The sequence below is a fragment of the Siccirubricoccus phaeus genome (genome assembly GCF_008360935.1).
In the GTDB taxonomy this organism is placed as follows: domain Bacteria; phylum Pseudomonadota; class Alphaproteobacteria; order Acetobacterales; family Acetobacteraceae; genus Siccirubricoccus; species Siccirubricoccus phaeus.
The window spans coordinates 314,963-336,772 of record NZ_SRXO01000003.1 but is presented as its reverse complement, the minus strand read 5'-3'; the positions used below and the strand labels follow the sequence as shown (position 1 = coordinate 336,772).

General features: G+C 72.6%; 19 protein-coding genes. 17 read left to right on the top strand and 2 right to left on the bottom strand.

Annotated features, from left to right (window positions below; all coding sequences use genetic code 11):
• Positions 1–34: 34 nt before the first annotated feature.
• The 12 genes from E5N76_RS06270 to E5N76_RS06215 all read left to right on the top strand — a co-directional run bounded on the left by E5N76_RS06270 (position 35) and on the right by E5N76_RS06215 (position 11,575).
• Positions 35–712 (top strand): TetR/AcrR family transcriptional regulator, encoded by a 678-nt coding sequence (locus E5N76_RS06270; RefSeq protein WP_235907586.1) that lies wholly within the window; start codon positions 35–37, stop codon positions 710–712.
• Positions 709–1,557, top strand: a complete 849-nt coding sequence (locus E5N76_RS06265) for a branched-chain amino acid ABC transporter permease (RefSeq protein ID WP_149536430.1) — start codon at positions 709–711, stop codon at positions 1,555–1,557. Before E5N76_RS06270 ends, E5N76_RS06265 begins: the two co-directional genes overlap by 4 nt.
• Positions 1,554–2,516 carry a branched-chain amino acid ABC transporter permease gene (locus tag E5N76_RS06260; RefSeq protein WP_187830007.1) on the top strand — a complete coding sequence of 321 codons (963 nt, stop codon included), beginning with the start codon at positions 1,554–1,556 and terminating at the stop codon, positions 2,514–2,516. The genes E5N76_RS06265 and E5N76_RS06260 overlap by 4 nt, the downstream gene beginning before the upstream one ends.
• Positions 2,513–3,223: an ABC transporter ATP-binding protein gene (locus E5N76_RS06255; protein ID WP_090664794.1), complete on the top strand. Its 711-nt coding sequence runs from the start codon at positions 2,513–2,515 to the stop codon at positions 3,221–3,223. Before E5N76_RS06260 ends, E5N76_RS06255 begins: the two co-directional genes overlap by 4 nt.
• A complete protein-coding gene (locus tag E5N76_RS06250) occupies positions 3,220–3,918 on the top strand; it encodes an ABC transporter ATP-binding protein (RefSeq protein ID WP_149536428.1) in 699 nt (232 codons plus the stop codon). The genes E5N76_RS06255 and E5N76_RS06250 overlap by 4 nt, the downstream gene beginning before the upstream one ends.
• A gap of 28 nt (positions 3,919–3,946) precedes the next feature.
• Positions 3,947–5,149 (top strand): ABC transporter substrate-binding protein, encoded by a 1,203-nt coding sequence (locus E5N76_RS06245; protein WP_149536427.1) that lies wholly within the window; start codon positions 3,947–3,949, stop codon positions 5,147–5,149.
• 31 nt (positions 5,150–5,180) lie between these two features.
• A complete protein-coding gene (locus tag E5N76_RS06240) occupies positions 5,181–5,942 on the top strand; it encodes an enoyl-CoA hydratase/isomerase family protein (protein WP_149536426.1) in 762 nt (253 codons plus the stop codon).
• A 9-nt stretch (positions 5,943–5,951) separates the two neighbouring features.
• On the top strand, positions 5,952–6,695 hold the full coding sequence (locus E5N76_RS06235) for an SDR family NAD(P)-dependent oxidoreductase (protein ID WP_149536425.1): 744 nt from the start codon (positions 5,952–5,954) through the stop codon (positions 6,693–6,695).
• 62 nt (positions 6,696–6,757) lie between these two features.
• Positions 6,758–7,543 (top strand): enoyl-CoA hydratase-related protein, encoded by a 786-nt coding sequence (locus E5N76_RS06230; protein WP_090664798.1) that lies wholly within the window; start codon positions 6,758–6,760, stop codon positions 7,541–7,543.
• 82 nt (positions 7,544–7,625) lie between these two features.
• On the top strand, positions 7,626–8,612 hold the full coding sequence (locus E5N76_RS06225) for a Bug family tripartite tricarboxylate transporter substrate binding protein (protein ID WP_149536424.1): 987 nt from the start codon (positions 7,626–7,628) through the stop codon (positions 8,610–8,612).
• Between the two features lie 34 nt (positions 8,613–8,646).
• Positions 8,647–9,822 carry an acyl-CoA dehydrogenase family protein gene (locus E5N76_RS06220; RefSeq protein ID WP_149536423.1) on the top strand — a complete coding sequence of 392 codons (1,176 nt, stop codon included), beginning with the start codon at positions 8,647–8,649 and terminating at the stop codon, positions 9,820–9,822.
• Positions 9,823–9,856: 34 nt separating this feature from the next.
• Complete coding sequence (locus E5N76_RS06215) at positions 9,857–11,575, top strand: cyclohexanecarboxylate-CoA ligase (RefSeq protein WP_149536422.1); 1,719 nt, start codon at positions 9,857–9,859, stop codon at positions 11,573–11,575.
• Here the strand turns inward: E5N76_RS06215 and aliB are convergent.
• Both aliB and E5N76_RS06205 read right to left on the bottom strand, forming a co-directional pair.
• Positions 11,508–12,674 carry a cyclohexanecarboxyl-CoA dehydrogenase gene (gene aliB / locus E5N76_RS06210; RefSeq protein ID WP_149536421.1) on the bottom strand — a complete coding sequence of 389 codons (1,167 nt, stop codon included), beginning with the start codon at positions 12,672–12,674 and terminating at the stop codon, positions 11,508–11,510. The genes E5N76_RS06215 and aliB overlap by 68 nt on opposite strands.
• A gap of 38 nt (positions 12,675–12,712) precedes the next feature.
• The gene (locus E5N76_RS06205) at positions 12,713–13,693 is read right to left on the bottom strand and encodes a hydroxymethylglutaryl-CoA lyase (RefSeq protein ID WP_149536420.1); all 981 of its coding nucleotides are present in this window, start codon (positions 13,691–13,693) and stop codon (positions 12,713–12,715) included.
• A gap of 284 nt (positions 13,694–13,977) precedes the next feature.
• Here E5N76_RS06205 and E5N76_RS06200 point away from each other — a divergent pair, with 284 nt between their 5' ends.
• The 5 genes from E5N76_RS06200 to E5N76_RS06180 are packed head-to-tail and all read left to right on the top strand — an operon-like array spanning position 13,978 to position 21,752.
• The gene (locus tag E5N76_RS06200) at positions 13,978–16,092 is read left to right on the top strand and encodes an acetate--CoA ligase family protein (protein ID WP_207791874.1); all 2,115 of its coding nucleotides are present in this window, start codon (positions 13,978–13,980) and stop codon (positions 16,090–16,092) included.
• A 26-nt stretch (positions 16,093–16,118) separates the two neighbouring features.
• Positions 16,119–17,285, top strand: coding sequence for an acyl-CoA dehydrogenase family protein (locus E5N76_RS06195; RefSeq protein WP_090571750.1), 1,167 nt, complete (start codon positions 16,119–16,121; stop codon positions 17,283–17,285).
• Between the two features lie 19 nt (positions 17,286–17,304).
• Entirely contained in the window at positions 17,305–18,924 is a 1,620-nt protein-coding gene (locus E5N76_RS06190; protein ID WP_099096103.1) for an acyl-CoA carboxylase subunit beta, read from the top strand.
• 17 nt (positions 18,925–18,941) lie between these two features.
• Positions 18,942–19,760 carry an enoyl-CoA hydratase/isomerase family protein gene (locus E5N76_RS06185; protein WP_149536418.1) on the top strand — a complete coding sequence of 273 codons (819 nt, stop codon included), beginning with the start codon at positions 18,942–18,944 and terminating at the stop codon, positions 19,758–19,760.
• A gap of 9 nt (positions 19,761–19,769) precedes the next feature.
• Complete coding sequence (locus tag E5N76_RS06180) at positions 19,770–21,752, top strand: acetyl/propionyl/methylcrotonyl-CoA carboxylase subunit alpha (protein ID WP_149536417.1); 1,983 nt, start codon at positions 19,770–19,772, stop codon at positions 21,750–21,752.
• Positions 21,753–21,810 lie beyond the last annotated feature (58 nt).

Below are 21,810 nucleotides of genomic sequence, written 5' to 3'. Positions count from 1 at the left end.
CCCGGCGGGACACCGGCGCACGCGGAGCCGGTCGGTGAGCGCGGGACGCGGTGCCCCCGTGTCGGCGCGCGCGGCCGGCGGCGGCCAGCCCGCCGCGGCCAGGCTGACCGCCGAGCGCCGGGCCCAGATCACCAAGGCGGCGGGCGAATTGTTCGCGCGCCGCGGCTATCACGCGGCGACGATGCGCGACATCGCCCTTCGCGTCGGCGTCAGCCCCGGGCTCATCTACAACTATGTCGAGGACAAGGAGGAACTCCTGCTCCTGGTCCTCGACAGCCTGCTTGATGCCTATGCCAGCAGTATCCCGGCGGCGCTCGCCGGGTTGCGCGATCCGCTCGCGCGCTTCGCCGCCGCGGTGGATACCTATTGCCGGATCGTCGCCGAAAGGCCCGAGGCGACCCTGCTCGCCTATCAGGAATCGCGTTCGCTGCGCCGCTCGTTGCGCGAGCACATCAAGCGGCGCGAGGTCGAGACGAATGCGCTGATCGCCGACTGCATCAGCGACGGCATCGCGCAGGGGCTGTTCCGGCCGGTGGATGCCGAGCTGACCGCCTATCGCGTGGTGATGATGGCGCATGGATGGGCGCTCAAGACCTGGCGGCTGGCGGGGCGGATGACGATCGACGACTACATCGCCGACAGCCTTGAGATGCTGCTCGGCGCGCTGCTCACGCCGCTCGGCGCGCAACGGCGGGCGGAGGCGGCGCGGTGACCATCCAGATCCTCAACGGCCTCGTCTATGGCAGCCTGCTGCTGGTGCTGGCGGCGGGGCTGGCGCTGATCTACGGGCTGCGGCGCGTGGTCAATTTCGGCCATGGCGCCTTCTACATGCTCGGCGCCTATGCCGGCTACACGGCGGCGCAGGCGGGCGGCTTCTGGGCCGGGCTGGCGGCGAGCGCGGTGGTGCTGGCGCTGTTCGGCGCAGTGCTCGACCGGCTGGTGTTCCGCGCCTTGCAGGACCGCGACCCGCTGGTGACGGTGATCGTCACCTTCGGCCTGCTGCTGGTGATCGAGGATGCGGTGCAGTGGATCTGGGGCACCGAGGGCCGCTCGATGGATGCGCCGGCGCTGCTGGCGGGTTCCGTCGCGCTGGGCGGCGACGCCTTCCCGGTCTATCGCCTGGCGGTGATCGCCATGGCGGCGGCGCTGACCGCCGCGCTGCTGGCCTGGCTGCACCGTTCCCGCGCCGGGCTGTTCGTCCGCGCCGCGAGCCTCGATCCGGCGATCACCGCCGTGCAGGGGGTGAACACCGACGCGGTGGCGATGCTGGTCACCGCGCTCGGCGCCGCGCTGGCCGGGGTGTCGGGGGTGATCGCCGCGCCGTTCCTGTCGCTGTCCCCGGCGATGGGCGGGCAGATCCTGGTGGATTGCTTCGTGGTGGTAGTGGTGGGCGGGCTGGGCAGCCTGGGCGGCGCGGCGCTGGCGGCGCTGCTGCTCGGCCAGGTGCAGGTGCTGGGCGCGGTGCTGCTGCCCGACATCGCGGCGCTGATCCCGTTCCTGACCATGGCGGCGGTGCTGCTGTGGCGGCCGACCGGGCTGGCGGGGAAGCGGCTGTGAGCGGGGCAGGGCGGATCGCCGCCGGGGCGCTGGCGGCAGCGGCGGCGGGGCCGGCGATCGCGGCGCTGGTGCCGCCGGGCGTGCTGCTCTCGCTGCTGGCGCAGGCCTGCATCTACGCCATCCTCGCGCTGTCCGTCGGCGTGCTGGCGCGGCAGAACGGCATGGTCAGCTTCGGCCATGCGGCGATGTTCGGCGCCGGCGCCTATCTCGCCGGCATCGGCCTCGGCGCGCCCGGGCTGCTGCCGGCGGAAGCGGCGCTGCCGCTGGCCGTGCTGGCGGTGGCGGCGGTCTGCTTCGGCCTCGGGCTGATCGTCGTGCGGGTGCACGGCATCGCCTTCGCCATGCTGACGCTCGCCCTCGGCCAGGCCTGCTTCGAGGCGGCGAACAAGGCGCGCGGCGTGACCGGCGGCGCCGACGGGCTGACCGTGGCCCTGCCGCGCGAGATCTTCGGCCTGCCCGCCGCCACCTTCCAGCGGGCCGAGGGAATGTTCCTCATCGCCTGGCTGGCGATGGTGGCGCTGGCCGCGCTCGCCGCGCTGCTCGCGCGCAGCCGCTTCGGCCTGCTGACCGAGGCGATCCGCGAGAACGAGGAACGCGCCCGCTTCCTCGGCTATGGCACGGTGCTGCCGCGCGCGGCGGTGTTCGCGCTGTCGGGCGGCATCGCCGCGGCGGGCGGCGTGCTCTACGTGCTCTACAACGGCTTCGTCTCCCCTGAGACGGTGCATTGGAGCGTCTCGGGCTCGGCGCTGATCATGGCGCTGCTCGGCGGCACGCGCACGGTATGGGGGCCGCTCGCCGGCGCGGCGGTCTATTTCCTGCTGCGCGAGCAGCTGGTCGAGGTGACCGAGCGCTGGCTCGGCCTGCTTGGCATCCTGCTGGTGCTGGTCATGGTGTTCCTGCCGGACGGGCTGTCGGGCCTGCCGCGGCGGCTGCGCCGGCGGCACGGGGCCGAGGCATGAGCGCGCCGGCGCTCTCGGCGCGGGGTCTCGCGCGCCATTACGGCGGCGTCGCGGCGCTGCGCGGCGTCGATCTCGACCTCGTGCCCGGCGAGATCCGCGGCCTGATCGGCCCCAACGGGGCGGGCAAGTCCACGCTGGTGGACGTGCTGTCGGGCCGCGCGCCGGGCAGCGGCGGCAGCGTGCGGCTGTTCGGCCAGGACATCACCGGCCTGGGGCCGGCGGCGCGGCGCCATGCCGGGCTGGCGCGGTCCTTCCAGCGCACCAGCATCTTCCCCGCCCTGCCGGTGGGCGCGCAGCTCGACCTCGCGGCGCGGCGCGTCGGCGCGACCGACGCGCCGCGCCTGCTCGATGAGCTGGACCTCGCGCGGCTCGCCGCGGTGCCGGCCGAGCAGACCGCCTATGGCGACCAGCGGCGGCTCGATCTCGCCCTCGCGCTGGTCGGCCCGCCGCGCGTGCTGCTGCTCGATGAACCGGCGGCGGGGCTGACGGCCGAGGAATCCCTCGCGCTGGCGGACCGGCTGCGCGAGCTCGCCCGCGCGCGGGGCGTGACGGTGCTGCTGGTCGAGCACGACATGGAGGTGGTGTTCCGCATCTGCGAGCGCATCACCGTGCTCGAACTCGGGGCCATCCTCGCCGAGGGCACGCCGCAGGAGATCCGCCGCCACCCCGAGGTGGTGCGCGCCTATCTCGGGAGCGCGGCGGCATGATCCTCGAACTCGACGGCGTGCACGCCTTCTACGGCGAGGCGCATATCCTGCACGGCGTCAGCCTGGCGGTGGCCGAGGGGGAGCGCGTGGCGCTGGTCGGGCGCAACGGCGTGGGCAAGACCACCACGGTCAATGCCGTGCTCGGGCTGGCGCGGGTGCGGGCGGGCGCGGTGCGCTTCCACGGGGCGGCGCAGACGCTGCCGCTGCGGCCCTACCGGGCGGCGCGGGCGGGCATCGCGGTGGTGGTGCAGGGCCGGCGCATCCTGCCCAACCTGACGGTGCGCGAGAACCTCCTGCTCGGCGCCGCGGTGCGGCGGCCGGGGCCATGGACGCTCGCCTCGGTCTGCGCGATGTTCCCCATCCTCGCCGAGCGCGCGGCGACGCCGGGCACCGCGCTGTCGGGCGGGCAGCAGCAGATGCTCGCCATCGGGCGCGCGCTGATGGCCAATCCGGACCTGCTCATCCTCGATGAGCCGAGCGAGGGGCTGGCGCCGGTGGTGGTGGACGAGCTCGGCGAGGCGCTCGACCGCCTGGCGACGCGCGAAGGCACGGCGCTGCTGCTGATCGAGCAGCATCTGGGGCTGATCCGCCGCGCCGCGCGGCAGTTCCACGCGATGGCGAAGGGCAGGATCGTCGCCTCGGGGCCGGTTGCCGGCCTCGACGAGGCGGTGTTGCACGAGCATCTGGGCGTCTAGCGTCAACCAAGGGAACAGGAGGAACGTCATGCGAAGCAGGAGAGAAGCGATCATCGGCGCCACCGCCTTCGGCGCTTCCGCCGCCGGGCTTGCCGGGGCGGCGCGCGCCCAGGCGCGGCGCGAGCCGATCCGCGTCGGCGTGCCCACCTCGCAGACCGGCGCCTATGCCGTGCTGGGCGAGGAGGTGATCCGCGGCGTGCAGTTCGCGGTGGATGAGGCCAATGCCGCCGGCGGCATCGACGGCCGCCAGGTGGAGTTCCGCATTGGCGACGAGCAGAGCAACCCCGACGCCGCGCGCCGCGCCGCCGAGCGCCTCGCGCTGGGCGGCCACGGGCTGCTGATCGGCGCCATCTCCTCGGCGAGCGGGCTTGCCATCGCGGGCCAGCTCGATCGGTGGAACGCGCTCTACGTCTCGACGGTCAACAAGGCCGACCGGCTGACGGGCGAAGCCTGCGGGCGGCGGCTGTTCCGCGCCAACCATTCGGATGCGATGGACCTGATGGTGGTGGGGCCGTGGCTGCGCGGCCGGCCGGAACGCAAATGGGGCATCTGCGCGGCGGACTACGTCTGGGGCCGCGATTCGGCGGCCGGCTTCACCCGCGCGGCGCAGGAAACCGGCAAGGAGGTCGCGCTCAGCGTCTTCCCGCCGCTCGGCACCCGCGACTACGCGCCCTACATCTCGCAGCTCAAGGCGGCCGGGCTGCAGGGGGTGTGGGTGGTGCTCTCGGGCGGGGACGCGATCAACTTCGCCAAGCAGGCGCGGCAGTTCGGCCTGGCGGCGGAGCTGACGATCGTCGGGCACGCCTATATCGTGCCGACGACGCTGCGCGCGGCGGGCGAGGACGTGGTCGGCTCCTATGGCGTCATCAACTACGACGCCTCCCTCGACACGCCGCAGAACCGCCGCTTCGTCGAGGCCTGGCGCCGCCGCTTCAACCAGGACCCCGGCGAATACGAGGCCGAGACCTATACCGGCATGCGCCTGATCTTCGAGGGCGTCCGCAAGGCCGGCAGCACCGATGCGGACAAGGTGGCGCAGGCGATGAACGGCCTGGAGTTCGAATCGCCCTTCGGCATGGTGCGGATGCGCGCCGAGGACCACCAGCTGGTGATGCCGAACCTGATGGGCCGCGTGGTGCGCGACGGCGGGCGCGTGCACCGCGCGATCGAGATGACGGTGCCGGCCGCCGAGGCGACGCCGCCGCCATCGGCGGCCTGCCGGATGGGCTGAGGCGCCCGCAGAAGGGAAGGAAGGAATCAGGATGTTCGAGGTCGAGCGGCGCGAAGGCGTCGTCGTGGTGACGATGAACCGCGCGCCCGCCAATGCCATCAGCGAGGAGTTCCTCGCCGGCTTCAACCGCGTGCTCGACGGGATCGAGCGCGAGGGCCTGCCGCGCGCGCTGCACATCCGCAGCGCGCTGCGGTTCTTCTCGGCCGGCGCCGATCTCAAGGAGATCGGCGGGCGGTTCGGCGCCGAGGATGGGGTGCGCGACATGCTGCGCCATGTCGCCGCCTTCCATCACCTCTATGACCGTATCGAGCGGCTGCCGCTCGTCACCATCGCCGAGATCAACGGCCCGGCGCTCGGCGGCGGGCTGGAACTGGCGCTGTCGTGCGACCTGCGGATCGCCGCGCAGGAGGCGCGGATCGGGCTGCCGGAAGCCGGCATCGGCCTGATCCCCGGCGCCGGCGGCACGCAGCGGCTGACCCGGCTGTGCGGGCCGGGCGTCGCGGCGCGCATCATCCTCGCCGCCGAGGCGGTGGACGGCGCCACCGCCGAGCGCCTTGGCATCGTCCAGTGGGCGGTGCCGGGCGCCGAATTGCCGGCGCGCGCGCGCGCGCTGGCCGACCAGGTGGCCGGCCTCGCGGGGCCGGCGCTGGCCGCCTGCAAGGCGTGCATCCGCGCCTCGACCGACCGCGCCCCGGACGGCTACGCGATGGAGCACGACGCGACGCGGCGGCTGATGACCACGGAGGAGGCGCGCAAGCGCGTCTCGGCCTTCCTCGAAAGCAGACGAAAGTAGGAGCGAGAGATGAAACTCAACGACAAGGTCGCCGTGGTGAGCGGCGGCGCCTCCGGCATCGGGCGCGCCACCTGCCTGGCGCTGGCGCAGGCCGGCGCGCGCGTCTTCATCGGCGACCTCAACCTCGATGGCGGGCGCGAGACCGCCGCGCGCATCGCCGCCGCCGGCGGCCAGGCCGAGGCGCTGCCGCTCGACGTCACCAAGCCCGAGGCGGTCGCCGCCTTCGCCGCCGCGGTGCATGCGAAGGTCAAGCGCGCCGATGCGGTGATCAGCACCGCCGGGTGGGACCGCATCGAGCCCTTCGTGAAGAATCCGCCCGAGTTCTGGGAACAGATCGTGCAGATCAACTACCTCGGCTGCGTGCGCTTCGTGCGCGCCTTCCTCGACCCGATGATGGAAGGCGGCGGCGGCAGGGTGGTGACGGTGGCGAGCGACGCCGGGCGCGTCGGCAGCATGGGCGAGACGGTCTATGCCGGCGCCAAGGGCGGCGTCATCGCCTTCACCAAGTCGCTGGCGCGCGAGATGGCGCGCCACGAGATCACCTGCAACGTGGTCTGCCCGGGGCCGACCGACACGCCGCTCTTCGCCGCCCAGCCCGAGCGGATGCGCGAGGCGCTGGCCCGAGCCATCCCGCTCAAGCGCGTGGCGAAGCCCGAGGAGATCGCCGACGCGATCCTGTTCTTCGCCTCCGACCGCTCGCGCTACATCACCGGCCAGACGCTCAGCGTCTCGGGCGGGCTGACCATGTCGTGACGGGTGCGGGGCCGCCGCGCCCCGCGCCTTCCCTTCTCGCCCATCTCCAGGAGAACACACCGATGGACTACACCGACATCCTCTATGCCGTGGAGGATTCCACGGCGATCATCACCATCAACCGGCCCGACCGCTACAATTCCTTCCGCGGCCGCACGGTGGAGGAACTCATCAACGCCCTCCAGCGCGCCTGGGTGGACCAGAAGGTCGCCTGCGTGATCCTGACCGGCGCGGGCAGCAAGGCCTTCTGCACCGGCGGCGACCAGAAGGAATACGTCGAGACCGGCGGCTACGGCACCAGCGCCAACGGGCTGTGGGAGGTCGAGACGCTGCAGAACACCATCCGCGACATCCCCAAGCCGGTGATCGCGGCGGTGAACGGCTTCGCCATCGGCGGCGGCCATGTGCTGCATGTGCTGTGCGACCTGACCATCGCATCCGACAATGCCCGCTTCGGCCAGGCCGGGCCACGCGTCGGCTCCTTCGACGCCGGCTGGGGCACGGCGCTGCTGACGCGCATCGTCGGCGAGAAGAAGGCGCGCGAGATCTGGTTCCTCTGCCGCCAGTACACGGCGGAGGAAGCGAAGGAGATGGGCCTCGTCAACAAGATCGTGCCGCAGGCCCAGCTGATGACCGAGGCCAAGGGCTGGGCGGCGGAGATCGCGGCGCTGAGCCCGACCGCCATCAAGTTCCTGAAGTATTCCTTCAACGCCGATTCGGCCCATGCCTACGGCACCACCAAGATGGCGATGGCCGCGCTCGACGGCTTCGGCCACACCGAGGAAGCGATGGAAGGCAAGCGCGCCTTCGTCGAGAAGCGCAAGCCGGACTTCTCGCCCTTCCGCTGAGCGAGGGGCGCGGGGAACCGGACCATCACGGGCGCGGGCGGATCGCCGCCCGCGCCTGCCACAAGGCAGGGAGGCGGCGGCGATGAACAACAAGCACAATCCTGGCATCTCGCGCCGGTCGCTGATGGCCGGGATGGGCGGCGTGGCGCTGGCGGCGCCCGCATCGGCGGCGTTTCCCGACCGTCCGGTGCGTCTTGTCGTGCCCTATGCCGCGGGCGGGGGCACCGATGTCGTCTCCCGCCTCGTGGCGCAGGCGATCACCGCCCGGCTCGGCCAGCCCGTGGTGGTCGAGAACCGCACCGGCGGAGGGGTCGTCGGCGGCTCGGAATTCGTCGCGCGCGCGGCGCCCGACGGCTACACGCTGCTGGTGGCGACCACCAGCCACACGGTCAACCCGACGCTGCTGCCCTCCCTGCCCTACGACACCGAGCGCGACTTCGCCCCGGTGGCCATGTTCAGCGAGGTGCCGATGGCGCTGATCGTCCACCCGGCGGTGCCGGCGGCGGATGCGCGCGCCTTCCTGGCGCTGCTGCGCGCGCGGCCGGGCGCCTTCACCTATGGCTCGGCCGGGGTGGGCAGCACGCCGCACCTGGCGGGCGAGCTGCTGCGGCTGCTGGCCGGGGTGGACATCCTGCACGTCGCCTATCGCGGCAACGGCCCGGCGCTGCAGGATCTGGTGGCGGGACAGATCCAGTTCACGTTCGACCCGGTCTCCACCGCCTCGGCGCTGGTGCGTTCGGGCAGCGTGCGGGCCCTCGCGATCAGCACCCGCACCCCTTCGCCGGTCTTCCCCGGCGTGCCCACGCTCGAGGAAGCGGGCGTCGCGGGCTTCGACTGCCGCACCTGGAACGCGGCGCTCGCGCCCGCGCGCACGCCGCCCGAGGCGGTGGCGCGGCTGAACGAGGCCATCATCGCCGCGCTGGCCGAACCGGCGCTGCGCGCGCGCTTCGCCGAACTCGGCGCCAATCCGGGCGAGCCCATGTCGCCGCCGGAGATCGCAGCCTTCATCACCCGCGAGATCGAGCGCTGGGGCGATGTCGTCCGCCGTTCCGGCATGCGGCCGGCATGACCGGGCGGCGCCAGCGCAGGAAAGGCAGGAACCCATGAACCCCATCTTCGAACGCCTCGAACGCCGCCGCGGCTGGACCGCCGAGGAGACGCTGCTGCTCGACCAGGTGCGCCGGCTCTGCGCCGAGCACATCGCCCCGCGCGCGGCCCATCACGACCGCAGCGGCGAATTCCCCTGGGACAATATCCGCCGCATCAACGAGCTCGGCCTCAACCGTATCTTCCTGCCCGAGGCCCATGGCGGGGTGGGGCTGCGCTTCCGCACCTATCTCGAGGTGGTCAAGATCCTCGCCGAGGCCTGCGCCTCCACCGCCATCATCTATGCCACCAACTACCATGCGCTCGGGCCGCTGATGGATTTCGGCTCCGAGGAGCTGAAGGCGCGCGTGCTGCCGCGCATCGCCGAGGGCGCGCTCGGCGCGCTCGCCATCACCGAGGCGGTCGGCGGCTCCGACGCCACCGCCATGACCACGCGCTTCCGCCCCGAGGGCGACGAGATCGTGGTCGATGGCGGCAAGGTCTTCATCACCAGCGGCGACGTGGCCGATTTCCTGCTTCTTTTCGGCAAGTGGGAGGGCATCGCCGACCCCAAGGGCGCGATCAGCCTGCTGGTGATCGAGCGGCAGGCGGTGCAGGGCTACAAGGTGCTGCGGCTGGAGGAGAAGCTCGGCCACCGCGCATCCTCCACCGCCGCGCTCGCCTTCGAGGGCTGCCGCGTGCCGCGCGCCAACCTGATCGGCGCGCCGGGGGAGGGGCTGAAGCTGCTGTTCGCCGCGCTCAACCGCTCGCGCCCCTCGGTGGCGGCGCATGCGCTCGGCATCGCGCGGGCGGCCTTCCGCGACATGGTCTCCTATGCCAATGACCGCCGCTCCTCCGGCCGGCGGATCGTGGATTTCCAGGCCAACCAGTTCACCATCGCCGATGCCGCGACCGACCTCGCCATGGCCGAGGCGTGGCTCGACTACCTGTGCGGCGTGATGGAGGACGGCGAGGAGGGCTACGGCCTCGAATCCTCGATGGCGAAGATGCGCGCCTCCGACCTCGCCATGCGGATCGCCACCGACGCGATCCAGATGCATGGCGGCTACGGCTACATCCAGGACTACCGGGTCGAGCGCCTTTTCCGTGACGCCAAGATCACCCAGATATGGGAAGGTACGAACCAGGTGCACCGCCAGCTGATCGGCCGGAGTTTCGCCCGGCGCGACTGACAGGGCGGGCCCCCAATCAACGGAGGCAACGTCCATGCAGTTCGACCCGATCCTGCCCGAATCCCGCATCCGCGCCATGCGCGCGGCGGGGCTGTGGGGCGACCATCTGCTGACCGACAGCCTGGATGCGGCGGTCGCCGCGCAACCGGGCGCGACCGCCATCGTCGGCCGCAACAGCCTGACCGGCGAGCGCGCCTCGCTGACCTATGCCGAGCTCGCCGCGCGGGCGGAACGCATCGCGCTCGGCCTGTCGCGGATGGGGGTGGGGCGCGGCGACGTGGTCTCCTTCCAGCTGCCCAACTGGTGGCAGTTCACCGCCCTGCACCTGGCGTGCCTGAGGATCGGCGCGGTGACCAACCCGCTGATGCCGATCTTCCGCGAGCGCGAGCTCGGCTTCATGCTCGCCCTGGCCGAGAGCAAGGTGTTCATCGTGCCGCGGCTGTATCGCGGCTTCGATCACGCGGCGATGGCGCGGACGCTGCGCCCGCGCCTGCCGCGGCTCGCCCGGCTGCTGGTGGTCGGCGGCGAGGGCGAGGAGGATTTCGACCAGCTCCTGGCGCCGCAGCCCGGGGCCGATGCGCGCGCGATCTTCGCCGCCGGCCGGCCGGCGGCCGACGATGTGGTGCAGATCCTCTTCACCTCCGGCACCACCGGGGAACCGAAGGGGGTGATGCACACCTCCAACACGCTGTTCAGCAATGTCCGCGGCTATATCGGGCGCATCGGCCTCGGGGCGGCGGATGTGCTGATGATGTCCTCGCCCATGGCGCACCAGACCGGCTTCATGTACGGGCTGATGGCGCCGATCCTGCTCGGCGCCAAGGTGGTGCTGCAGGACATCTGGCAGCCGGAGGAGGCGGCCGACCTGATCGAGGCCGAGGGCGTCACCTTCACCATGGCCTCGACGCCCTTCCTGTCGGATCTCGCGGAGGTGGGCGCGCGCCGGCCCGCCTCGGTCCGCAGCCTGCGGATGTTCCTTTCGGCCGGGGCGCCGATCCCGCGCGTGCTGGCGCGGCGCGCCGCCGAGTCGCTCGGCGCCACCATCATCTCCGCCTGGGGCATGACCGAGAACGGCGCCGCCACCACCACCCGGCCGGACGACCCGCCCGAGAAGGCCTTCGAGACCGATGGCTGCCCGCTGCCCGGCGTCGAGCTGCGGGTGGTGGATGCGGAAGGCCAGCCGCTGCCGGCCGATCAGGAGGGCCGGCTGCAGATCCGCAGCGCCAGCAATTTCGTCGGCTATCTGCGCCGGCCGGAATGGTTCGCCACGGACGCCGAGGGCTGGTTCGAGACCGGCGACCTCGCGCGCTTGGATGCGGACGGCTATGTCCGCATCACCGGCCGCGCCAAGGACATCATCATCCGCGGCGGCGAGAACATTCCCGTCGTCGAGGTGGAGGGCCTGATCTACCGCCACCCCGCCGTGCAGGAGGCGGCAGTGGTCGCCATGCCGGATGCGCGGCTCGGCGAGCGGGCCTGCGCCTTCGTCGTGCCGCGCCCCAGCGCCGGCGCGCCGAGCCTCGCCGAACTCAACGCCTTCCTGCTGCGCGAGCGGATCGCCAAGCAGTATCTGCCTGAACGGCTCGAAGTGGTGGAGCAGATGCCCAAGACGCCCTCGGGCAAGATCCAGAAGTTCCAGCTGCGCGAGCGGGCCAAGAGCCTGACGCCCGAGCAGCGGCAGGGCATCAGCCCTGCCGCGCGTATTGCACCGCGACGCGGCCGATCTTCTCGCGCGCGATCACCAGCTTCATGATCTGCGCGGTGCCGTCGCCGATCTCGAGTCCCATGACGTCGCGCAGCCGCTGCTGGTGCGGCAGGTCCTTCGAATAGCCGGCATGGCCGTGGGTCAGCAGGCATTGGTGGATCACCTCCACCGCCGTCTTGGGGGCGAGCCACTTGCACATCGCCGCTTCCGAGGTGTGCGGCAGGCCGTGGTCGCGCAGCGCCAGGGTCTGGTAGCAGAGCATCCGCGCCGCGGCGAGCATGGTCTCCCCCTCGGCGAGGGGGAAGGTCACGCCCTGGTATTGCGCCAGCGGCGCGCCGAAGGTCCGGCGTTCCTGGATGTAGGCCCAGCTCTCGTCGAGCGAGGCCTGCGCGGCGGCGATGCATTGCAGCCCGATCAGCGCGCGGCTGTAGTCGAAGCCCTGCATGACCTGCACGAAGCCGCGGTTCTCCTCGCCGAGCATGTGGTCGGCCGGCACCTTCACGCCGTCGAAGAAGACCGAGCCGCGGCCCACCGCGCAGGTGCCGAAATCGTCGAAGCGCGAGCGCGAGATGCCCGGCGCGTCGAGCGGCACGAGGAAGGCGCTGACGCCGCGCGCGCCGTCCTCGGGGCGGCCGCTGCGGGCGAAGACGACGATCCCCTCGGCCTGGTCGGCGCAGCTGATCGAGGTCTTCTCGCCCGACAGCACCCAGCCATTGCCGGCGCGCTCGGCGCGCAGCGCGAGGTTGGCCGCATCCGACCCGCCGCGCGGCTCGGTCAGGCCGATGGCGACGATCGCCTCCCCGCCGACGATGCGCCGCACCCAGTCCTGCGCCAGCGGCGCCGCCGCGTGGCGCAGGATGATGCTGCCCATCAGCGAGCCGAGCAGCTGGACGTAGCTGACATTGATGTCGGCATGGGCCACCGCCTCGACCACCAGCCCCGCCGTCACGCAGGACTGGCCGAGGCCGCCATGGCTCTCGGGCATCTCGGGCGCGATCAGGCCGAGGCCGCCCATCTCGCGCAGCAGCGCGCGATCGAGCGCGCCGGCCTGTTCGCGCGCGCGGTAGCCGGGCGCGAGCCGGCTGGCGGCGAAGCGGCGCGCGGCGTCGGAGATCGCCTGCTGCTCCTCGGTCGGTATGAAGCTCATTCGTGGTTCCCTCGCGGATGTCCCGCCCCTGGTCGCGATCAGCCGTGGCCGGCGGCGGCGCCCGCCCGCGCGCGGTATTTGGCGAGCGAGCCGGCATGCATGACATGCCCGCCGAGCGGACGGCCGATGATGCGCTCGGCGAGGCGCGCCGCCTCGATCAGCTTCTCGAGGTCGAGGCCGGTCTCGATGCCCATCTCGTGGCAGAGGAACACCGTGTCCTCGGTGCAGATGTTGCCCGCGCCGCGGCTGTCGCCATGCCCCGCGAATGGGCAGCCGCCGAGCCCGGCGATCGAGCTGTCGAACAGATCGACGCCCATCTCGAGCGCCGCCAGCACATTCGCCGCGCCGAGCCCGCGCGTGTCGTGCAGGTGCAGCCCGATGCGGGTGGCGGGCAGCGCCTCGCGCAGCATGCCCACCAGCCGGCGGACCGATTGCGGATTGGCCCAGCCCATGGTGTCGGCGAGATAGACCTTCGGCAGCACGATGCCGCGCTCGGCGCAGGTGCGGTGCGCCCAGACCAGCTCGTCCACCGCGCGGGCCGGCGGGATCTCGCCCTCGAAGTTGCAGCCGAAGGCGGCCATGACCAGCGCGCGCTCGACCTTCAGCCCCGCCTCGGCATAGAGGTCGAGCCAGCGCAGCACGCGCCCGCGCATCTCCTCGGCCGAGCAGTTGTTGTTGCGCCGCGCGAAGGCGTCGGAGGCATAGAGGCTGATCTTGCCGGCGAGATCGACGCCGGGCGTGGCGCGGGCGCGCTCGAAGCCCTGCTCGTTCAACCAGACCGCCTCGTAGCGCACGCCGGGGCGGCGGCGGATGGCGGCGAAGAGCGCCTCGGAATCCGCCATCTGCGGCACCGCCTTGGGCGAGACGAAGGAGGCGACCTGCACCGCCTTGAGGCCGGTCTCGGCCAGCGCCTCGACCAGCGCGGCGCGCTGTTCGAGCGGATAGACCCGCGGCTCGATCTGGAAGCCCTCGCGCGGGCCTTCCTCGTGGAACTCGACGCGCTTCGGCAGATCGGACATGCGTCCTGGCCTCCTCCCCATTTGCGCCGGCGCGTTGCGCCCGCCGCGCCATCTTGCGGCACGAGGGCGGTATCGCGCCAGCCGTCCCGGCATCCTTGACAGCCCTGTTCCGGCCGTCAATGATTGGACCACGAGAACGAGGCACGCGGCGCGACGCAGCCGCGGTCATGGGTGGGGAAGTTCAGGATGACGACTCGCTTGCGGGCCGCGCTGCGGCACGACGGCGCGGGCCGCGTATCGCGGCGCGCCATGCGGGGCGCTTCGCGCCGGTGGGCGCGGCGCCCGTGACCCTCGCTTCCTGGCCGGCGGCCGCCACGGTCGCGCCCTTCTTCAATGCCCGTTCGGTGGCGGTGATCGGCGCCTCGGCCGACCCGCTCAAGATCGGCGGCCGCCCCGTCGCCGGCCTGATCGAGGCCGGCTTCGAGGGCCGCATCCTGCCCGTCAACCCGAACTACCCGACGGTGCAGGGCCTGCCCGCCTACCGCTCCATCGCCGATGTGCCGGGCGAGGTCGATCTCGCCATCGTCTCGGTGCCGACGCGCGACGTGCATGGCGCGATCGAGGCCTGCGCGGCCAAGGGCGTGCGCGCCGCGGTGGTGTTCAGCGCCGGCTTCGCCGAGGTGGACGAGGCGGGACGGCAGGCGCAGGACAGCCTGGTCGCGCTGGCGCGCCGGCACGGCATGCGGCTGATGGGGCCGAACTGCATGGGCACGATCAATGTGCGCCGGCGGCTCATCGCCTCCTTCACCTATATCGTCTCGGGCAATTGGCCGAAGCCGGGCGGGGTCAGCATCGTCAGCCAGTCTGGCGCCTTCGGCTCCTATTGCCTCGGCCTCGCGCGCGACCAGGGGATCGGCCTCAACCTCTGGGCCACCACGGGCAACCAGGCGGATGTGGATTTCACCGACACCCTGGCCTATGCGCTCGAGGATCCCGAGACGCGCGTCGTGCTCGCCTATATCGAGGGCTGCGGCCGGCCGCAGGCGCTGGTGGGCGCGCTGGAACGCGCCCGCGCGCTGGGCAAGCCGGTGGTGATGATGAAGGTCGGCGCCTCGGATGTCGGCGCCGCGGCGGCGGCCTCGCACACCGCCTCGCTGGCCGGCGCGGACGAGGTCTATGACGCGCTGTTCCGCCAGTACGACGTGCACCGCGCCCGCTCGCTCGAGGAGTTCCTCTCGATCGGCTACGCCTGCAACCTCGGGCGCTTCCCGACCACGCCGGCGCTCGGCGTGCTGACCATCTCGGGCGGGGCGGGCGTGCTGACCGCCGACACCGCGCGGCGCGAGGGGCTGGACGTGCCGGAACTGCCGGCCCCGGCGCGGGAGGAGCTGCGCGCGCTGGTGCCGGCGGGCGGGCTTCGCAACCCGGTGGACCTGACCGGCGCGGCGCTGCATGATTTCTCGCTGTGGCCGAAGTCGCTGCGGATCCTCATGCAGCAGGGCGGCTGCCCGACGGCGGTGCTGTTCATGGCGCATCTCGGCCGCAACCCCGTTTTCGTCGAGCGCCTGCGCCCGATCTTCGAGGCGCTGTCGGCCGAGTTCTCGGACCGCGTCTTCGCGTTGGCCATGGATGCCGCGCCGGAGGTCCGCCGCAGCCTCGAGGAACGCGGCATGCTGGTCTATCGCGACCCGGTGGAGGCGACGCGCGCCATCGCCGCGCTGGTGCGCTTCGGGCGCGCCTTCGCCGAGCGCGGCGCGGCCGAGGCGCCGCCGGTGCTGCCGCCGCAGCCGGACCTGCCGGCCGGCCCGCTCGATGAGCGCGCGGCCAAGGCGATCCTCGCCGGCGCCGGCATCCCGATGGTCCCCGACCGCATCGCCCGCACGGCCGAGGAGGCGGCGGCGGCGGCCGAGGCGCTGGGCTTCCCGGTGGCGATGAAGATCCTCTCGCCCGACATCGCCCACAAGACCGAGGTGGGCGGCGTGGCGCTCGGCCTCGCCTCCGCCGCGGCGGTGCGCGACGCCTTCGCGCGCATCGGCGCCTCGGCGCGCGAGAAGGCGCCGGGCGCGCGCATCGAGGGCGTGATCGTCTCCCCCATGGTCGGGCGGGGCACCGAGATGATCCTCGGCGTCCACCGCGACCCGGTCTTCGGCCCGGTGGTGATGGCCGGGCTCGGCGGCATCCATGTCGAGGCACTCGGCGATGTCAGCTTCCGCGTGGCGCCCTTCAGCGAGGCCGAGGCGATGCGGATGCTGCGCGAGCTGCGCGCCTGGCCGCTGCTCGAAGGCGCGCGCGGGGCGCCGCCGGCCGATGTCGAGGCGCTGGCCGCCGCACTCGCGCGGCTGTCGGTCTTCGCCGACCGCCACCGCGACCGGCTGCTCGGCGTGGACGTCAACCCCTTCATCCTGCACCCGCGCGGGCGCGGCGGCGTCGCCGTGGACGCCCTGATCCAGACGCTCTGACCGACACAACGAACGAGGAGACGCGCATGCTGTTCACCGAGGAACACGAGGCCATCCGCCGCACGATCGCCCGCATCGTGAAGGAGGAGATCAACCCCCATGTCGATGAGTGGGAGAAGGCTGGCCGCTACCCCGCCCACCAGGTGATGAAGATCCTCGGCAAGGCCGGGCTGCTCGGCATCACCCGCCCGCCCTCCTTCGGCGGCCTCGGCCTCGACTATTCCTACGAGACGGTGATGGCCGAGGAGCTCGGCCATGTCGCGGCGCAGGGCGTGTCCACCTCGATCGGCGTGCAGACCAACATGTGCTGCCCGGCGCTGGCCAAGCATGGCTCGGACGAGCTGCGCCGCGAGTTCCTGGTGCCGCTGATCGCCGGCGACATGGTCGGCGCGATCGGCGTCAGCGAGGAAGGCGCGGGATCGGACGTGGCGAGCATCCGCACCCATGCGCGGCGCGACGGCGACGACTACGTCATCAACGGCGGCAAGATGTGGATCACCAACGGCGCCCAGGCCGACTGGATCTGCCTGCTGTGCAACACCGGCGAGGAAGGCGCGCCGCACCGCAACAAGTCGCTCATCGTGGTGCCGATGAAGACCAAGGGCGTGACGGTGGCGCGGGTGCTGGACAAGCTCGGCCTGCGCTGCTCGGACACCGCGCAGATCTTCTTCGACGAGGTGCGCGTGCCGGTCCGCAACCGCATCGGCGAGGAAGGCAAGGGCTTCATCTACCAGATGGAGCAGTTCCAGGAGGAACGCCTCTACGGGGCGACGCGCAGCATCACGCAGCTCGAGGACGCGGTGGCGATGACGGCCGAATACACCGGCCAGCGCCAGGCCTTCGGGCAGGCCCTGCTCGACAACCAGTGGATCCAGTTCAAGCTGGCCGAATGGCAGACCGAGATCGAGGCGCTGCGCTCGCTGATCTACCGCGCGGTCGAGATCTATGTGAATGGCGGCAACGTCACGCGGCTGGCCTCGATGGCGAAGCTCAAGGCGGGCCAGCTGCTGCAGGTGATCCCGAGCGGCTGCCTGCAGTTCTGGGGCGGCCAGGGCTTCATGTGGGAGAACCCGGTCTCGCGCATCTACCGCGATTCGCGCATCAGCTCGATCGGCGGCGGGGCCAATGAGGTGATGCTGCAGATCATCGCCAAGGACATGGGCCTGTCGCACCGGCAGCGGAAGCGGCATTGAGGCGGCGGGAGGTCCGGCGATGCCGGTGATCGAATCGCGGCTCGACACCGCAGCGCCCGCCTTTCACGACAACCGGGAGCGGATGCTGGCGGAGATCGCCCGCTTCCGCGCGCTCGAGGACAAGGTGCGGCAGCGTTCGGAGCGCGAGCGCGAACGCTTCCGCCGCCGCGGCCAGCTGCTGCCGCGCGAGAGGGTCGAGCTGCTGCTCGACCCCGGGGCGCCCTTCCTTGCCCTCTCGACCCTCGCCGGGCTCGGCATGCATGACGATGACGGGGTGGAGGAGGTGTTCGGCGGCGGGCTGATCGTGGGCATCGGCCAGGTCGCGGGCACGCGCGTCATGGTCATCGCCAATGACAGCGCCATCAAGGGCGGCACCACGGTGCCGATGGGCACCGAGAAGGCGCTGCGCGCGCAGGACATCGCCCTGCGCGAGAAGCTGCCGCTGATCCAGCTGGTCGAGAGCGGCGGCGGCAACCTGTTCCGCCAGGAGGAGACCTTCGTCCGCGGCGGCCGCAAGTTCTTCAACCAGGCGCGGCTGTCGGCCGCCGGCATCCCGCAGGTGACGGTGGTGCATGGCAGCTCGACCGCCGGCGGCGCCTATGTGCCCGGCATGTCGGACCATGTCATCATGGTGCGGCGGCGCGCGCGCGTCTTCCTCGCCGGCCCGCCGCTGCTGCGCGCCGCCACCGGCGAGATCGCCGACGACGAGGAGCTCGGCGGCGCCGACATGCACGCGACCGGGCCGGGCACCACCGAATACCTCGCCGAGGACGACGCCGACGCGATCGCCCTGGCGCGCGAGGTGGTGGAGAAGCTCTACTGGAACGACCGCCGGCCGAAGATCGAGGTGCCGCCGGCCCGCCCGCCGCGCCATGCGGCCGAGGAGCTGCTCGGCCTGGTGCCGCCCCGCCACCAGACGCCCTACGACATGCGCGAGATCCTCGCGCGCATCCTCGACGATTCCGACTACCTGGAGTTCAAGGCCGCCTTCGACCCCTACACCATCTGCGGCCGCGGCCGGATCGAGGGCCATCCCTGCGGGCTGATCGGCAACAACGGCCCGATCACGCAGCGCGGCGCGGTCAAGGCGGCGCAGTTCATCCAGCTGTGCTGCCAGTCGGGCATCCCGATCATCTACCTGCAGAACACCACCGGCTACATGGTGGGGCGGGAGGCCGAGACCGAGGGCATCGTCAAGCACGGCTCGAAGATGATCCAGGCGGTCACCAACGCCACCGTGCCGCAGATCACCGTCATCGTCGGCGGCAGTTTCGGCGCCGGCAACTACGGCATGTGCGGGCGCAGCTTCGACCCTCGCTTCCTGTTCTCCTGGCCCAATTCGCGCATCGCGGTGATGGGCGGCGAGCAGGCGGCGGGCGTGCTGTGCACCGTGACCGAGGCGAAGCTGCAGCGCGCCGGCAAGCCGGTGGACGAGGAGCGGATCGCCACCCTGCGCCGCGAGATCATCGAGAAATACGACCGCGTCTCCACCGCGCTCTATGCCACGGCGCGGCTGTGGGACGACGGCATCATCGACCCGCGCGACACGCGCCGGGTGCTCGGGCTGTGCCTGTCGATCTGCCGCGAGGGCGCGCTGCGGCCGCTGAGCCCGATCACCTTCGGCGCGGCGCGGCTGTGACGACGGAGAGACGAGAGATGGAGATCGCCACCGGTCAGCATGAGGCGCTGGCGCTTGCCCGCCGCGGCATGCGGCTCGACGTGCTGTTCACCCGGCCGGAACGCCGCAACGCCATGAGCGCCGCGCTGAACCGGGAGATGCGCGCGCTGTTCGCGGCGCTGGCCGATGACCGCTCGGTGCGGCTGGTGGTGCTGCGCGGCGCCGGCGGCTGGTTCTGCTCGGGCGGCGACATGCGCGAGCGCGACCAGAGCCTGCACGACCAGGCCGCGGATCCGCGCGTCGCGGCGCGCGAGCGCAACCGCCTGGGCGGGGAGCTGTTCCGCGCCGTCAACCACGCGCCGCAGGTGGTCGTCGCGGTGGTCGAGGGGGCGGCGATGGGCGGGGGCTTCGGCCTTGCCTGCGCGGCCGACATCACCCTCACCCGGCCCGACGCGCAATTCGCCATGCCGGAGGCGAGCATCGGCGTCGCCCCGGCGCAGATCGCCCCCTATGTGGTGCGGCGGCTCGGCCTGTCGCAGGCGCGCCGGCTCGCGCTCACCGCCGCGCGGATCGACGGGCGGGAGGCGGCGTCGCTCGGCCTCGCGCATCACCTGTGCGAGGACGATGCGGCGATCGAGGCGCGCCTCGCCGAGATCGAGCGCGCTGTGCGGCGCTGCGGGCCGGGGGCGCTGGCGGGCACCAAGCGGGTGCTCAACGCCGCATCGCTGCTCGACGACGCGGCGATGATCGAATTCGCCGCCGAGGTCTTCGCCGATTGCGTCACCACCGAGGAAGGCATCGAGGGCACAAGGTCCTTCCTGGAAAAACGCCGCCCGGCCTGGGCCGGCGAGGCATAGGGGGCGCCGGTGGCGGGTTTCTCCAAGATCCTGGTGGCCAATCGCGGCGAGATCGCCGCGCGCATCATCCGCAGCGCGCGCGCGCTGGGCTATCGCACGGTGGCGGTGCACAGCGCCGCCGATGCCGGCGCGCCGCATGTCGCCCTGGCCGACGAGGCGGTGGAGATCGGCCCCGCGCCGGTGGGCGAATCCTACCTCTCGGTGCCGCGGCTGCTTGAGGCGGCGGCGCTGACCGGCGCCGACGCGCTGCATCCGGGCTACGGCTTCCTGGCCGAGAACGCGGAATTCGCCGCCGCCTGCATCGCCGCGGGGCTGACCTTCATCGGCCCGCCCCCGGCCGCGATCCAGGCCATGGGCAACAAGCGCGAGGCCAAGGAACGGGCGGCGGCGGCGGGCGTGCCCTGCCTGCCCGGGCTCGAATGCCGCGGCCTCGACCAGGCCGGCATCCTCGCGGTGGCGCGCGGTCTCGGCCTGCCGCTGATGGTCAAGGCGGCGGCCGGCGGCGGCGGGCGCGGGCTGCGCTTCGTCGAGCGCGAGGCCGACCTCGCCCCCGCCCTCGCCCTCGCGGCGGCCGAGGCGCAATCCGCCTTCGGTGACGGCGAACTGATCCTTGAACGCGCCGTGCTGTCGGGCCGCCATGTCGAGGTGCAGGTCTTCGCCGACACCCATGGCAACTGCCTGCATCTGGGCGAGCGCGACTGCTCGGTGCAGCGTCGCCACCAGAAGATCATCGAGGAGGCGCCCTCCCCCGCGGTGGACCCGGCGCTGCGCGCGGCGATGGGGCAGGCGGCGGTGCGCCTCGCCCATGCTGTCGGCTATGTCGGGGCCGGCACGGTGGAGTTCCTGCTCGACGCCGAGGGCGCCTTCTGGTTCCTCGAGATGAACACGCGCCTGCAGGTCGAGCACCCGGTCACCGAATGCGTCACCGGCCTCGACCTGGTGGCGTTGCAGATCGAGGTCGCCGCAGGGGCGCGCCTGCCGCTCGCGCAGGATGAGGTGGCGCTGCGCGGCCACGCCATCGAGGCGCGGCTCTATGCCGAGGATCCGCGCCAGGGCTTCCTGCCGCAGACCGGCCCGGTGCTGGTCTTCGACCCGCCGGCGGGGCCGGGGCTGCGCGTGGATGCCGGCATCCTGGCGGGGCAGGAGGTGACGGCCTTCTACGACCCGATGCTCGCCAAGGTCATCGCCCATGGCCGCGACCGCGAGGAGGCACGGCGGCGGCTGGTGCGCGCGCTCGAGGAACTGGCGCTGCTGGGGCCGACCACCAACCGCGACTTCCTGCTCGGCATCCTGCGCGACCCAGTCTTCGCCGGGGGGCAGGCGACCACCGACTGGGTGGACCATCGCCTGGCCATGCCGCCGGCCCCGGCGCCGGACGACGCGGCCTGGGCGCTGGCGGCGGTGCTGCTGGAAGGGCGCGAGGGCGCCGGGCAGGGCTGGTGGAGCGCGGGGCGGATGCGCCGGCCGCTGCGGCTGCGCCATGGCGAGACGCTGCGCCATGCCCGCATCGCGCGCACCGAGGGCCATCTCGCGGTCAGCCTGGGCGAGGGCGCCGCCCCGCCGGGCGATGACGCGCTGGGGCTGGCGGTGGCGCTGCTGCCGCGCGAGGGCGACCGGCTGCGCTTCCGCATCGGCCCCGTGCAGGCGACGGCCCGCCACGCCTTCGACGGCGAGGCGCTGCTGCTCGACCTCGGCGGGCGGGTGCTGCGCTTCGAGCCGGCGCCGCTGTCGGATGCGCGGCTGCAGGACGGGGCGGCGGGCGGCGAGGTGCTGGCGCCGATGAGCGGGCGCGTCGTAGCGGTGAAGGTCACGGCGGGGGAGCAGGTGGAGAAGGGCGCGGCCCTGCTGGTGCTCGAGGCGATGAAGATGCACCTCGCGGTCACCGCGGCGGCCGCCGGCAAGGTTGTCGAGCTGCGTGTCGCGGAAGGCGAGCAGGTGCGGCCGCGGCAGTTGCTCGCGCGGCTGGAGGTGGCGGAGACGGTTGGCGCCTAGCCTGCTGCGCGCCGGCCGTCGCCGGCCGGAAGCGCGATGATGCGCCGCGGGGCGGGGC

What these genes read in the sequence shown, in the direction of transcription:
- E5N76_RS06255 (WP_090664794.1), top strand. Translation starts at nt 2,513, where the DNA reads ATGAGCGCGCCGGCGCTCTCGGCGCGGGGTCTCGCGCGCCATTACGGC.
- E5N76_RS06250 (WP_149536428.1), top strand. Translation starts at nt 3,220, where the DNA reads ATGATCCTCGAACTCGACGGCGTGCACGCCTTCTACGGCGAGGCGCAT.
- E5N76_RS06245 (WP_149536427.1), top strand. Translation starts at nt 3,947, where the DNA reads ATGCGAAGCAGGAGAGAAGCGATCATCGGCGCCACCGCCTTCGGCGCT.
- E5N76_RS06240 (WP_149536426.1), top strand. Translation starts at nt 5,181, where the DNA reads ATGTTCGAGGTCGAGCGGCGCGAAGGCGTCGTCGTGGTGACGATGAAC.
- E5N76_RS06235 (WP_149536425.1), top strand. Translation starts at nt 5,952, where the DNA reads ATGAAACTCAACGACAAGGTCGCCGTGGTGAGCGGCGGCGCCTCCGGC.
- E5N76_RS06230 (WP_090664798.1), top strand. Translation starts at nt 6,758, where the DNA reads ATGGACTACACCGACATCCTCTATGCCGTGGAGGATTCCACGGCGATC.
- E5N76_RS06225 (WP_149536424.1), top strand. Translation starts at nt 7,626, where the DNA reads ATGAACAACAAGCACAATCCTGGCATCTCGCGCCGGTCGCTGATGGCC.
- E5N76_RS06220 (WP_149536423.1), top strand. Translation starts at nt 8,647, where the DNA reads ATGAACCCCATCTTCGAACGCCTCGAACGCCGCCGCGGCTGGACCGCC.
- E5N76_RS06215 (WP_149536422.1), top strand. Translation starts at nt 9,857, where the DNA reads ATGCAGTTCGACCCGATCCTGCCCGAATCCCGCATCCGCGCCATGCGC.
- aliB (WP_149536421.1), bottom strand. Translation starts at nt 12,674, where the DNA reads ATGAGCTTCATACCGACCGAGGAGCAGCAGGCGATCTCCGACGCCGCG.
- E5N76_RS06205 (WP_149536420.1), bottom strand. Translation starts at nt 13,693, where the DNA reads ATGTCCGATCTGCCGAAGCGCGTCGAGTTCCACGAGGAAGGCCCGCGC.
- E5N76_RS06195 (WP_090571750.1), top strand. Translation starts at nt 16,119, where the DNA reads ATGCTGTTCACCGAGGAACACGAGGCCATCCGCCGCACGATCGCCCGC.
- E5N76_RS06190 (WP_099096103.1), top strand. Translation starts at nt 17,305, where the DNA reads ATGCCGGTGATCGAATCGCGGCTCGACACCGCAGCGCCCGCCTTTCAC.
- E5N76_RS06185 (WP_149536418.1), top strand. Translation starts at nt 18,942, where the DNA reads ATGGAGATCGCCACCGGTCAGCATGAGGCGCTGGCGCTTGCCCGCCGC.